We start from the raw sequence: 12,372 nt of genomic DNA on the forward strand, positions 1-12,372 counted from the left end.
TTGAGCCCTACTTGGAAAGCAGGCGCATCGCTTCTTCAAGTCCCTTGATGGTCAGGGGGTACATGCGCTGGTTGACGAGCTGCTGGATCACGCTGATGCTCTGGCGGTATTGCCACACGCCCTGCGGCTCGGGATTGATCCAGGCGAACTTCGGGAAGGCATTGGTCAGTCGCTGCATCCATTCGGCGCCGCTTTCCTCGTTGTTGTATTCGACGCTGCCGCCTGGCTGCAATATTTCGTAAGGGCTCATGGTGGCGTCGCCGACAAAGATCAGCTTGTAGTCCTTGTTGTATTTGCGGATGATGTCCCAGGTCGCGAATTTCTCGCTGAAGCGGCGGCGGTTGTTCTTCCACATGAAGTCGTAGACGCAGTTGTGGAAGTAGTAGAACTCCAGGTGCTTGAATTCTGCCTTGACCGCCGAGAACATTTCCTCGACGCGGTGGATGTGTTCGTCCATGGTGCCGCCCACGTCCATCAGCAGCAGCACCTTCACATTGTTATGGCGCTCGGGCACCATCTTGATGTCCAGCCAGCCGGCGTTGGATGCCGTGGAGCGTATCGTGTCGTCCAGGTCCAGCTCTTCCACATTGCCCTGGCGGGCAAACTTGCGCAGGCGGCGCAGCGCCACCTTGATGTTGCGCGTGCCCAGCTCCTGGGTGTCGTCGTAGTCCTTGTAGGCGCGCTGGTCCCAGACTTTGACCGCGCTTTTATTGCGGCTTTTTTCCTGGCCGATGCGGATGCCCTGCGGGTTGTAGCCGTTCGCGCCAAAGGGCGAGGTGCCACCGGTGCCAATCCACTTGCTGCCGCCTTCGTGGCGTTCCTTTTGCTCTTCAAAACGCTTTTTCAGCGTTTCCATGAGCTCGTCCCAGCCCATCTTTTCGATCTTTGCCTTGTCCTCCGGACTGAGTTCGAGTTCCAGGTTTTTCCGCAGCCATTCCAGCGGAATGTCCTTGGTGAAATCGGCAATCATCTCCACGCCCTTGAAGTAGGCGGCGAAGGCGCGGTCGAACTTGTCGTAGTGCTTTTCGTCTTTCACCAGTACCGTGCGGCTGAGGTAGTAGAAGTCGTCGATCTTCCAGGCGCCCTGATCACCGCCACCGGCTTCGTCTTGCCCGCTGTTCGGACCGACGACCCCGGCCTCCAGCGCTTCCAGCAGCATCAGGTATTCCTTGACGGAGACCGGCAATTTGGCGGATCGCAGGGTGTAGAAGAAGTCAATCAGCATGGGGAACCCTCTTGCGGAATTTTCCCGCCGGGCCGCCCCAAGGGAAAAACGGCCCCTCGGGGGCAGCGCATTACACGAAGTGAAAAGCGTGGGGGCTCTTCATACCAGCATGGGCCGCGGGACTGGCTTTGCCAGACCGCAGGCGCAGCGGCCCCCTCGGGGGGCAGCGCATTACACGAAGTGAAAAGCGTGGGGGCCATATTAAGAGCGTGGTTTATCGAGCAGGTACAGCAGCTGCGCCTTGACCTCGGGCCATTCGCCAGCGCGCAGGCTGTACATCACGGTGTCGCGTATGGTGCCGTCGCGCCGCAACGCGTGGCCGCGAATCACGCCGTCCTTGCGCGCGCCCAGGCGTTCAATGGCCCGCTGGCTGGCGAAGTTGAAATTGTCGGTACGCCAGCCCACCACATGGCAGCCCAGCGTTTCAAACGCATGGGTGAGCATGAGCAGCTTGCAGGTGGTGTTGACGTGGGTACGCTGGCTGCTGGCGGCATACCAGGTGTAGCCAATCTCGACGCGCTTGACGGCTGGCACGATGTCATGAAAGCTGGAGCTGCCCAGCACCTTGCCCGTGCCGGCGTCGGTGACCGCAAAAGCCAGGCGGTTGCCGGTTTGCAGGGCGGTTTCTATATAGGCCCGCGTTTCATGCGGCTCAGGTACCGACGTGATGCGCAGCTTCCAGAGCTCGCCATCGCTGGCGGCGGTCCGCAGCCCGGCTTCGTGTTCGAGACCCAGGGGCACCAGCCGCACGCCGCGTGCTTGCAGGGTCACGGGTTCAACAAAGGCCATGCTCAGTTCTCCTCGTCGGCTTTCTGGCGCTTTCTCCAGCGTCTGGCCAGTTGCAGGCCCAAGCCACCTCCGAGCCCGACCAGCACGATGCCGGCGATGGCGCTGTTGCCGTAACCGTCGGCAAAAATGTCCAGGTTCAGCAGGCGCCCGATCCAGTAGCCCAGGAGTGCGCCACCTATGAAGCCAATGGCGTCGGACAGGCCTTCAAGCAACAATGATTTCTGGTTCATGAACGTGAGCCCCGCTTCAGCGATTGTTGCGCTGCATGAAAACCAGTTTCTCGAACAGGGTCACGTCCTGCTCGTTCTTGAGCAGCGCACCCACCAGCGGCGGCACGGCCACCTTGTCGTCCTTGCTTTGCAGGGCTTCGAGCGGGATGTCTTCGGCCAGCAGCAGTTTGAGCCAGTCGAGCAGCTCACTGGTAGAAGGCTTCTTTTTGAGGCCGGGCAGGTTGCGCACGTCATAAAAGGTTTTCATGGCGGCGGCCAGCAGTTCCTTCTTGAGGTCGGGGAAATGCACGTCGACGATTTTTTTCATCGTGTCGGCGTCGGGGAACTTGATGTAGTGGAAAAAGCAGCGGCGCAGGAAGGCGTCGGGCAGTTCCTTCTCATTGTTGGAGGTGATGAACACCAGCGGCCGGTGCTTGGCCCGGATCAGCTCGCGCGTCTCGTACACATAGAACTCCATGCGGTCGATCTCGCGCAGCAGGTCGTTGGGGAACTCGATGTCGGCCTTGTCGATCTCGTCGATCAGCAGCGCCACCGGCTGGTCGGCTGTGAAGGCCTGCCACAGCACGCCCTTGACGATGTAGTTGTGGATGTCCTTGACCTTCTCGCCGCCGTCGACGGTGCTCAGCTGCGAATCGCGCAGGCGCGACACGGCGTCATATTCATAGAGGCCCTGCTGTGCCTTGGTGGTCGACTTGATGTGCCATTGCAGCAGGGGCAGGCCCAATGCCTGGGCCACTTCCTCGGCCAGCATGGTCTTGCCCGTGCCGGGCTCGCCCTTGACCAGCAAGGGCTTTTTCAGGGCGGCGGAGGCATTGACGGCCAGCATCAGGTCCTGGGTGGCGACGTAGTTCTGTGAACCTTGGAATTTCATGTTCATGGGTCAAATGAATGGGGTGATGTAGACGGTGATGTAGACGCGAATGGAGTGCTCTTGCGCGGGCCGCCAGCGTGCAGTCACCGGCCCTGGCAGGCCCAGATATAATCCACCGTTGTTTTATACGATGAATTCTCACCTGATTGTGCGCGCAAAATGAATAAGCTGTTGACCACGATATTCGCTGTAGCTGTCTCCTGTGTGACGGTCTCAAGCCTGGCCCAGGAAGTTAAGGGCGATGCCAAAGCCGGCGAAACCAAGAACGCCATGTGCATTGGCTGTCACGGCATCAAGGGCTACCAGGCCTCGTTCCCCGAGATTTACAAGGTGCCGATGATTTCCGGCCAGGGGGGCAAATACATCGTGGCCGCGCTCAATGCCTACAAAAAAGGTGAGCGCAAGCATCCGACCATGCGCAGCATTGCCGAGTCGCTGAACGACCAGGACATCGCCGACCTGGCTGCTTATTACAGTACGCATGGTGCGGCAGCAGGTGCCGAGCTTCCTGCCAAGCCAGCCAAAGAACCCAGCGCTGATGTGCAGGCCCTGCTGAACAAGGCCAATTGCGCTTCATGCCACGGCGCCAATTTCAGCAAACCGGTCGATCCGGCCTATCCCAAGATTGCCGGCCAGCACAGTGATTACCTGTTCGTGGCGCTCAAGGCCTACAAGACCGACAACAACCCCAAGGTGGGTCGCGGCAACGCCATCATGGCGGGCATGGCCAAGCAGTACACCAATGCCGAGCTGAAGCTGCTGGCGAACTACCTGGCTTCGGTGGACGGTGAACTCAAGGTGATTCCCCAGAGCAAGTTCCGCTGAACGCAGAATATGACCCGTCCTGCCATAGGTTGACACCTATGAAACACAAATAGCTGAGCCGTGAAGGCCAGCCAGAGACGCCCGGTGAACCTCACCGGGCGTTTTCAATTGTAGGGATAGGTGTGGTCTTTCCTGGTTGTAGATATGCACGGATTGCTGAACCATTTTTCTGGCCTGATCGAGGTCGGCCGGTCTTTGAAGCAGGAACTCCATCTTCAGAATCCCGTTGACGCGCTCGGCCAGCGCATTCTGGTAGCAGTCGTAGCCATCGGTCATCGAACACACAATGCCGTGGCGCGCGTGAATCGCCTGATACTCGCTCGAGCAGTACTGGATGCCGCGGTCCGAGTGATGCACCAGCGCCTGCCTGGTCTGCCGGCCCTTGAGCGCCGTCTTCAAGGCCTGGCTGACCTGCTCTGTGCGCAGGCTGTCATGCACGTGGTGCCCGACGATCTTGCGTGACCAGGCATCCGTGACCAGGCTGAGGTAGACGAACCCCTGGTCGGTCGGCAGGTAGGTGATGTCGGCCACCCAGACCTGCTCGCCAGCGCTCGGGCGCACTTGCCGGGGCCCCGCCTTGAGCAGGTTCGGGTGCCGGTGAAACCGGTGGCAGCTGTTGGTCGTCTTGTGATACGCCCTGCTGGGCGCCACCAGCAGGCGGGCCTGGCGCAGCACGTCAAACAGCGCATCGCGCCCCAGGCTGGCCTGCGCCTGTCCCAGGGGCTGGCTGAGCATGTGGTGCAGCTTGCGCGTGCCTATCCTCGGCTGGCGCAGCCGCACCGAGCGCACGAGCTCGATCACGGTGTCCGCACGCTCACAGCGGTGCCGGTCATGCTGCAACTGCTGGTAGTAGGCCTGGCGGCTGACGCCCCAGTGGCGGCAAGCCTTCGCGACGCTCAACTGCGGGAGGAGCTTTTGCGCGAGGACTTGCCCAAAGGCTTTTTTACGACACGCACGCCGTAGTCCTTCTTCAGGACATCGAGCACGGCTTCGAACAGTTGGGCCTTCTCGCGCGCCTCGCGAAGCTGCACTTCGAGCGCTTTGATCTTCTGCTCGGGCGTGAGCGGCACGTCTGATGCGGATCGGGGTGATTTGGGGGATATCGGCATGGTCGGCCTTGATGATGCCGCACCTCCCCACGCCTGGCGTCCGTGCTTGCGCAGCCACACCAGCACCGTCGAGCGGCCCTGGATACCGTAGCGGTGCTGGGCCTGTTTGTACGTGAGATCGCCTTTTTCTACCTGCTCGACCACCGACAGCTTAAAAGCCAGCGTGTAATCGCCCTGCTTGCGTTTAATGCCTGATTCCATTGACTTGCCTTTTCCTGGATAGAAAAGTGTCAACCTTATTCAGGACGGGTCAATAAGTACAAAAAAGCCGCTGTCTCAGCGGCTTTTTTTTATGGCTCAGTGTTCCGCCGGGCCGCCCAAGGAAAGCGGGGAGGCTCTGCTCCAGCAGGGGCCGCGGAACCGGCTTAGCCGGGCCGCAGGCGCAGCGCCCCCTCGGGGGCAGAGAGCTACACGCTAGTAGAGCGAACGTGGGGGCTAATCCCTTGTAGCGCGGCGCTGAACGCATGCGATGTAGGCATCGCCATCCGGTGGCCGGCCTGCGCGCTGGCTTTCCCACACCATCTGTCCCAGGCAGTCCATGGCCTCGTGGTGCGCGTCATGCAGTGAGTTGCGCCGCGCGGTCAACAGCTCCACCGCCTGGCGGATGCCGCGCGGCTGGTCAATCGAGCACTGCTCGCTGATCGACAGGTGCATCGAGAGGTGCAGGAAGGGGTTGGTGTGGCCAGCCTCGACGTCATACATTTTTTCCAGCGCGGCATCGGCGTCGGCAAAATCGGCGTGGTATTCGGGGTGTTCCTCCATCCACTGGCTTGCTATGATTTCTATAGCTTCAAGTGCCTGCCCCGCACGGGCTTTGGCATAAACCGAACAGAAAAATCGCCGGACGTCGGCTTGCGAGGGCGTGAACATGGCTAAAGCGTATCACGCAGCCTGCTTGCCGGGCCTGTGTGGTGTCTTGCGCTTTGGCGTTTTCACCGGGCTTGCGCTTGGCCGCGTCACGCCACATCCCCACGTCCTACAGACAGAGGGGATATGCAGCGGTACATTTATGATTCATGGTGGCGCTGTTCCGGCGCGCAGCCACACCACACATCAATAAGCCCGGTAGCCCGGTGAGGAGATTCGATGAATGCAGCAAAAATCGCGGGAATTATCCTGATCGTTGCCGGTCTGGCCGGATTTTTCACGGGGGGTTTCAGCTTCACCAAAGACACGACCACCGCCAAAATCGGCCCTATCGAATTGAAGGTGCAGGAAAAGGAATCGGTGAACATTCCTCAGTGGCTGAGCATAGGCGCCATGGCCCTGGGTGGGGTTTTGCTGGTGGTGGGGTTCCGCAAGCCCTGAAAGGCCGAAAGTCCGCGCTCCCTTCGTTTCAGCGCAGCTAACTCAGCTGCGCTGAACACTCAGCATGCGCGATATCGCTTGTGCAGCCGCGAGCAGTTGCGGCAGCATGGTTTCCTGCATCACCTTGGCACTGGTACGGTTGGCCTGGCCACTGATGTTCAGCGCCGCCACCATCTGGCCGGCCCGGTTGGTGATGGGCGCGGCCATCGACACCAGTCCTTCTTCGAGTTCCTGATTCACCAGCGACCAGCCCTGTTTGCGAACCTGCGCAATCCGGGCCGCGATCTCCTTCACATCGACCGCGGTGTACTTGGTCCGGGCCGTCCGCTCCGAGCGTTCCAGGCACTCCATCAACTCGGTTTCTGGCAAGGCAGACAGCAGCATGCGGCCCATCGAGGTGCAGTAGGCGGGTAGCCGGGAGCCGATGCCCAGGCTGATGCTCATGATCTTGTGGGTGGACACGCGCAGCACATACACAATGTCCGTGCCGTCCAGCACCGCTGCCGAGCAGGACTCCTTGACCTGCGCGACCAGCGTTTCCATGACCGGCTCGGCTAGGTTCCAGATTGGCATGGACGAGAGGTAGGCAAACCCCAAATCGAGAATGCGTGGTGTCAGGCTGAACAGCTTGCCTTCACTGCGCACATAGCCCAGCGACTCCAGCGTCAGCAGGATGCGGCGCGCACCGGCGCGGCTCAGCTCGCTGCGTTGCGCCACTTCGGTCAGTGTCTGGCGCGGTGCGCTGGCACTGAAGGAGCGGATGACCTGTAACCCGCGTGCAAAGGATTGCACATACCCGTCGCCGGGTTTAAGGTCTGCGATGCGTGTGGAGGCGGGATTTGCCATGGCTGTAAAAATCTCCTAAAATTCATTATACGAACTCTTGTTCTAATGTCGAACAAAATCTGGTGGACCGGAAACTCTGCTGGATTCGCGCCCGGTATGCCCGGTCACCTGGCTGTGCTGGCGTGTTGCCTGTTTCTGCCCTGTTCCCTGCTGGAGACAATTGAATGATCAACAAGATTGCCCGCTCCATCGCCGATGCGCTGGCGGACGTGAAAGACGGCTCAACCATTCTGATCGGGGGTTTTGGCACCGCCGGCATTCCCAATGAGCTCATCGACGGCCTGATTGCGCAGGGCGCCAAAGACCTGACCGTGGTCAACAACAACGCGGGCAACGGCGAGACCGGGCTGGCGGCCCTGCTGAAGGCCGGGCGGGTGCGCAAAATCATCTGCAGCTTTCCGCGCCAGGCCGACAGCCATGTGTTCGACGGGCTGTATCGCAGCGGCAAGCTGGAGCTGGAACTGGTGCCGCAGGGCAACCTGGCCGAGCGGATTCGCGCTGCGGGAGCGGGCATAGGCGCATTTTTCTCGCCCACGGGCTACGGCACCGAGCTGGCCAAAAATTCGGATGGCTCGGCCAAGGAAACACGCGAACTCAACGGCAAGCAGTACGTGCTGGAGATGCCGATTTACGGCGATGTGGCCTTGATCAAGGCCGAACAGGGCGATCGCTGGGGCAACCTGACGTACCGCATGGCGGCGCGCAATTTTGGCCCGGTGATGGCCACGGCCGCTGCAAAAACCGTGGCAACGGTGCACGAGATTGTCGAGCTCGGCGCGCTCAATCCGGAGCACATCGTGACGCCCGGCATCTTCGTGCAGCAGATCGTGAAGATAGACCGCGTGGCGACCCAGGCCGGCGGCTTCAAAAACGTGGCCTGAACCTGTTGTGATCATTTGCCATCATTGACCAGCCATCCGGACGGAGTAACCCATGACCTACCAGAAACGCACCAAAGACCAGCTTGCCGCCCGTGTTGCGCAAGACATCTACGAAGGCGCCACCGTGAACCTCGGCATCGGCATGCCGACGCTGGTGGCCAACCATATTCCATCCAGCCGCGAGGTGCTGCTGCACAGCGAAAACGGCATTCTTGGCATGGGCCCTGCGCCCGCCGAGGGCCAGGAGGACTATGACCTCATCAACGCCGGAAAACAGCCGGTGACGCTGCTCAAGGGCGGTTCCTTCTTTCACCACGCCGACAGCTTTGCCATGATGCGCGGCGGCCACCTTGACATTTGTGTGCTCGGCGCCTTCCAGGTGTCGGCAACGGGTGACCTGGCCAATTGGCACACCGGGGAAAAGGATGCGATCCCCGCCGTGGGCGGCGCGATGGACCTGGCCCTGGGCGCCAAGCAGACCTGGGTGATGATGGACCTGCTGACCAAAAAGGGTGAGAGCAAGGTGGTGGCGCAATGCAGCTATCCGCTCACCGCCATTGCCTGCGTCAAGCGCATTTATTCGGAACTCGCCACGCTGGCGTGTACGCCGCAGGGTCTCAAGCTCATCGACAAGGTCGAGGGCCTGACGCATGGCGAACTGGAAAAACTCGTCGGCTTGCCGATAGCCGTTTAATTTTTTAATTAACCAATCCGTTCGGGCTTGAAGGGCTCAGGTCCTGCTCAGGTCCTGTATTGAACGGAAATTCAGGAGACATTTCATGAACCAGGCTTTTATCTGCGATGCCATTCGCACCCCCTTCGGCCGCTACGGCGGCGCCTTGAGCAGCGTGCGTGCTGATGACCTTGGCGCGATTCCGCTCAAGGCCCTGATGGCGCGCAACTCCAACGTCGACTGGCAACTGGTGAGCGACGTGATCTTCGGCTGCGCCAACCAGGCCGGCGAAGACAACCGCAACGTGGCGCGCATGTCCAGCCTGCTGGCCGGCCTGCCGCTGGAGCTGCCCGGCGCCACCATCAACCGCCTGTGCGGCTCCGGCCTGGACGCCCTGGGCACGGCCGCCCGCGCCATCAAGTCGGGCGAGGCCCAACTGATGATCGCCGGAGGCGTCGAAAGCATGAGCCGCGCACCGTTCGTCATGCCCAAAGCCGAAAGCGCCTTCAGCCGCGCCAACGCTGTGTATGACACCACCATAGGCTGGCGCTTCGTCAACAAGCTGATGAAGGAAAAGTACGGCGTCGACGCCATGCCCGAAACCGCCGAGAACGTGGCCACCGACTACAAGATCAGCCGCGAAGACCAGGACAAGATGGCCCTGGCCAGCCAGCTCAAGGCCGTGGCGGCCCAAAAAGCAGGCTACTTCGATGCCGAAATCACGCCCGTGACGATCGCGCAGAAAAAGGGCGATCCCATCATCGTGAACAAGGACGAGCATCCGCGCGAGACCTCGATGGAAACGCTGGCCCGGCTCAAGGGCGTGGTGCGTCCCGATGGCTCCGTTACCGCCGGCAATGCCAGCGGCGTCAACGACGGCGCCTGCGCGCTGCTGCTCGCCGATGAGGCCAGCGCGGCCAAGAACGGCCTGACGCCCAGGGCCCGCATCGTCGGCATGGCCACGGCGGGCGTGGCGCCGCGCATCATGGGCATAGGCCCCGCGCCGGCCACGCAAAAAGTGCTGGCGCTCACCGGCCTGACGCTGGCGCAGATGGACGTGATCGAGCTCAACGAAGCCTTTGCCGCGCAGGGCCTGGCGGTGCTGCGCCTGCTCGGCGTGCGTGATGACGACCCGCGCGTCAACCCCAATGGCGGCGCCATTGCGCTGGGCCACCCGCTGGGCGCCAGCGGTGCCCGCCTGGCCACCACGGCGGTCAACCAGCTGCACAAGGGCGGCGGGCGCTATGCGCTGTGCACCATGTGCATTGGCGTGGGGCAGGGCATTGCGGTGATTCTTGAGCGGGTTTGATCGACTTGCCCTTGGGCCGTCATTGAGCAGCCAATGAGCTGCCATGTCACTGTTTGATTTGCTATTTATTTAATAGCAATCTGCGCATTTCTCTTTCTATTGGACGTCAGGCGTCCGAACCCTGTTTTATTTCCGGAATTCAAGTTAATTCATAGTTACAAGGAGACAGTCATGCCTTTCAAGTTCTCTGCAGCACGCCGCACCCTGGGCCTGGCCGCATTCGCGCTGGCCGCCGCCGGTTTGCTGCCGGCCACGGCCGGCGCCCAGCAGTTTCCGACCAAGCCGGTGCGCATCATCACGCCGTTTCCGGTGGGCGGTGGCCCTGATGGCGTGGCGCGTCTGGTGGCCGACAAACTGTCACGCACCTGGGGTCAGCCGGTGGTGGTCGAGAACCGGCCCGGCGGCAACGGTTTCATCGCGATCGATGCCTTCAAGCGCGGCAGCAAGGATGGGCATGACCTGATCGTGCTCGACAACGTGCACCTGGCAGCCTACCCGGCGCTGTTCAAGAAACTGCCCTACGACGCAGGCAAGGACTTTGATGCGCTGCTGCCGCTCTTCAAGACCTACTTTTTCTTCACCGTGCCGACGACCAGCAAATACAAGTCAATCGCTGACCTGGTGGCCGACGCGAAGGCCAACCCCGGCAAGCTGGACTACGGTTCCTGGTCGGTCGGCAATCCCGTGCACCTCGGTTCGGAGCTGTTCGAATCAGCGACCGGCACGCAGATGGAGCATGTGATTTACAAGGAGACCACCCAGCTCTACACCTCGGTCTCCACGGGCGAGTTGGCCTTCGCGCTGGGCAGCAGCGCCACCGCGGGGCCGCTGCAGCGCGCGGCCAAACTGCGCTTCCTGGCGGTGGCGGCGCCCAAGCGCGTGGCGGCCTTCCCCGATGTACCGACGGTCGGCGAGTCCGGTGGTCCGAAGGGCTTCGAGGTCACCGGCTGGAATGCGATGGCGGTGCCCAAGGGCCTTCCTGACGCCGTGAGCGACAAGATCAAGCGCGACATCGAGAAGGCGCTTGCCGAACCCGACGTGCTTGAGAAATTCAAGAGCTTTGGTTATGAGCCCTTTCCGCAGACACGCGAGCAGTTCAACCAGTTCGTGCAGAGCGAGACCCGGCGTTTCGGCGACGTGATCCGCAAGGCAAACGTCTCTCTGGACTGACAGGCCCTGCCCGGCGTCTGCCGCTTGTGTCTTCCACCGGACCTTCGGGTTGTTGATTGAGAAAGTGCCAGCATGAACCATCTTCGTCCAGAACGCCGCAGCCTGCTGCTGGGCGCGCTTGCCGCACTGGCCGCTCCAGCGTGGGCCCAAAACGCCAAAGCGATCAAAATCGTCGTGCCTTTCGCACCCGGTGGGGGCAACGACGTGTTCGCCCGCCAGATGGCAAAAAGCCTGGGCGAGTTGCGCAACCAGAGCGTGATTGTGGAAAACAAGCCCGGCGCTGGTGGCAACCTCGGCACGGAGCAGGTGGTGCGCAGTGCGGGCGATGGGACGACGCTGTTGCTGGGGCACTCCGGCACGGTGTCGATCAACCCGGCGCTGTACAAGCAGCTGAAATATGACCCGCAGAAGGACCTCGCGCCGGTCGCCATGTTTGCCTCATCGGCCCTGGTGCTGGTGGTGCCGGCCTCGTCACCGGTGAAGACGGTGGCCGACCTGCTGGCATTGGCCAAAGCACAACCGGGCTCGCTCAACTACGCCTCCAGCGGCAGCGGCACGGGCGGCCACCTGACGGGCGAGATGTTCGAGCAGAAGAGCGGGGTCAAGATCGGCCACATCCCGTACAAGGGCACGGCCCCCGGCCTGACGGACCTGGTGGGCGGGCAGGTGCAGATGATGTTCAGCGTCATCCCGCCGGCGCTGGCGCTGGTCAAAAGTGGCCGCCTGCGGGCCGTGGCGGTCAGCGGCAGCCAGCGGCTTCCCTCGCTGCCCGAGGTGCCCACCATCGCCGAGTCCGGTCTGCTGGGCCTGGCCGGATTCGAAAGCACCCTGACCTACGGCATCCTCGCGCCCCGCGGCACGCCGGAGGCCACCATCAGGGAGCTGTCGGCGCAGATGCTGAAGATCGCCGCTTCTCCTGATTTCCAGTTCCGTCTGGGCGTGGAGGGCGCGGTTCCCCTGCTGGGTGGCCCCGCCGAGTACGCCGCCCTGATCAGGAAGGAAAGCGCCAAGTGGGCCGAAATCGTGAAGAGCTCCGGCGCCACGGTCGAATAGTTGCCGTCCGGGGTGGGGCGCCTGGTGGTTACTGGCCCTGTAACATCGGGCGACCATGGCTTCCCATCCCCCTGTCGCGACTC

14 protein-coding genes are annotated in these 12,372 nt (G+C 61.8%); 7 read left to right on the forward strand and 7 right to left on the reverse strand.

The features are described from left to right. Nucleotides 1-7: 7 nt before the first annotated feature. From BPRO_RS06035 to BPRO_RS06050, 4 genes are all read right to left on the reverse strand, one after another. Nucleotides 8-1,225 carry a vWA domain-containing protein gene (locus tag BPRO_RS06035; protein ID WP_011482171.1) on the reverse strand — a complete coding sequence of 406 codons (1,218 nt, stop codon included), beginning with the start codon at nucleotides 1,223-1,225 and terminating at the stop codon, nucleotides 8-10. 201 nt (nucleotides 1,226-1,426) lie between these two features. Beyond that, a complete protein-coding gene (locus BPRO_RS06040; protein WP_011482172.1) occupies nucleotides 1,427-2,014 on the reverse strand; it encodes a GNAT family N-acetyltransferase in 588 nt (195 codons plus the stop codon). 2 nt (nucleotides 2,015-2,016) lie between these two features. Continuing rightward, the gene (locus BPRO_RS06045) at nucleotides 2,017-2,244 is read right to left on the reverse strand and encodes a hypothetical protein (protein WP_011482173.1); all 228 of its coding nucleotides are present in this window, start codon (nucleotides 2,242-2,244) and stop codon (nucleotides 2,017-2,019) included. Between the two features lie 16 nt (nucleotides 2,245-2,260). Next, entirely contained in the window at nucleotides 2,261-3,115 is an 855-nt protein-coding gene (locus BPRO_RS06050) for an AAA family ATPase (RefSeq protein WP_041388449.1), read from the reverse strand. A gap of 159 nt (nucleotides 3,116-3,274) precedes the next feature. Between BPRO_RS06050 and BPRO_RS06055 the strand changes: the two genes are divergently transcribed. Further along, a complete protein-coding gene (locus BPRO_RS06055) occupies nucleotides 3,275-3,940 on the forward strand; it encodes a c-type cytochrome (RefSeq protein WP_011482175.1) in 666 nt (221 codons plus the stop codon). Nucleotides 3,941-3,976: 36 nt separating this feature from the next. Here the strand turns inward: BPRO_RS06055 and BPRO_RS06060 are convergent. Together BPRO_RS06060 and BPRO_RS06070 are read right to left on the reverse strand one after the other, a co-directional pair. Then, a protein-coding gene (locus BPRO_RS06060; protein ID WP_198140981.1) for an IS3 family transposase occupies nucleotides 3,977-5,250 on the reverse strand; the annotation gives its coding sequence in 2 pieces (ribosomal slippage) (nucleotides 3,977-4,885 and nucleotides 4,888-5,250; 1,272 coding nt in all). A gap of 234 nt (nucleotides 5,251-5,484) precedes the next feature. Beyond that, nucleotides 5,485-5,919: a DUF1841 family protein gene (locus BPRO_RS06070; protein ID WP_011482176.1), complete on the reverse strand. Its 435-nt coding sequence runs from the start codon at nucleotides 5,917-5,919 to the stop codon at nucleotides 5,485-5,487. Between the two features lie 216 nt (nucleotides 5,920-6,135). On the opposite strand from BPRO_RS06070, the gene BPRO_RS06075 reads away from it, so the two are divergent. Next, the gene (locus tag BPRO_RS06075; protein WP_011482177.1) at nucleotides 6,136-6,357 is read left to right on the forward strand and encodes a hypothetical protein; all 222 of its coding nucleotides are present in this window, start codon (nucleotides 6,136-6,138) and stop codon (nucleotides 6,355-6,357) included. A gap of 42 nt (nucleotides 6,358-6,399) precedes the next feature. Here BPRO_RS06075 and BPRO_RS06080 read toward each other — a convergent pair whose 3' ends face one another. Further along, nucleotides 6,400-7,203, reverse strand: a complete 804-nt coding sequence (locus BPRO_RS06080; RefSeq protein WP_011482178.1) for an IclR family transcriptional regulator domain-containing protein — start codon at nucleotides 7,201-7,203, stop codon at nucleotides 6,400-6,402. 164 nt (nucleotides 7,204-7,367) lie between these two features. Here BPRO_RS06080 and BPRO_RS06085 point away from each other — a divergent pair, with 164 nt between their 5' ends. The 5 genes from BPRO_RS06085 to BPRO_RS06105 all read left to right on the forward strand — a co-directional run bounded on the left by BPRO_RS06085 (nucleotide 7,368) and on the right by BPRO_RS06105 (nucleotide 12,289). Continuing rightward, entirely contained in the window at nucleotides 7,368-8,084 is a 717-nt protein-coding gene (locus BPRO_RS06085) for a 3-oxoacid CoA-transferase subunit A (RefSeq protein WP_011482179.1), read from the forward strand. A gap of 52 nt (nucleotides 8,085-8,136) precedes the next feature. Further along, nucleotides 8,137-8,778 (forward strand): 3-oxoacid CoA-transferase subunit B, encoded by a 642-nt coding sequence (locus BPRO_RS06090; protein WP_011482180.1) that lies wholly within the window; start codon nucleotides 8,137-8,139, stop codon nucleotides 8,776-8,778. An 85-nt stretch (nucleotides 8,779-8,863) separates the two neighbouring features. Beyond that, nucleotides 8,864-10,066 carry a 3-oxoadipyl-CoA thiolase gene (gene pcaF, locus BPRO_RS06095; RefSeq protein ID WP_011482181.1) on the forward strand — a complete coding sequence of 401 codons (1,203 nt, stop codon included), beginning with the start codon at nucleotides 8,864-8,866 and terminating at the stop codon, nucleotides 10,064-10,066. A 171-nt stretch (nucleotides 10,067-10,237) separates the two neighbouring features. Beyond that, nucleotides 10,238-11,236, forward strand: a complete 999-nt coding sequence (locus BPRO_RS06100; protein WP_011482182.1) for a Bug family tripartite tricarboxylate transporter substrate binding protein — start codon at nucleotides 10,238-10,240, stop codon at nucleotides 11,234-11,236. A gap of 72 nt (nucleotides 11,237-11,308) precedes the next feature. Further along, a complete protein-coding gene (locus tag BPRO_RS06105; RefSeq protein ID WP_011482183.1) occupies nucleotides 11,309-12,289 on the forward strand; it encodes a Bug family tripartite tricarboxylate transporter substrate binding protein in 981 nt (326 codons plus the stop codon). Nucleotides 12,290-12,372 lie beyond the last annotated feature (83 nt).

Source organism: Polaromonas sp. JS666 (assembly GCF_000013865.1).
Lineage (GTDB): Bacteria > Pseudomonadota > Gammaproteobacteria > Burkholderiales > Burkholderiaceae_C > Polaromonas.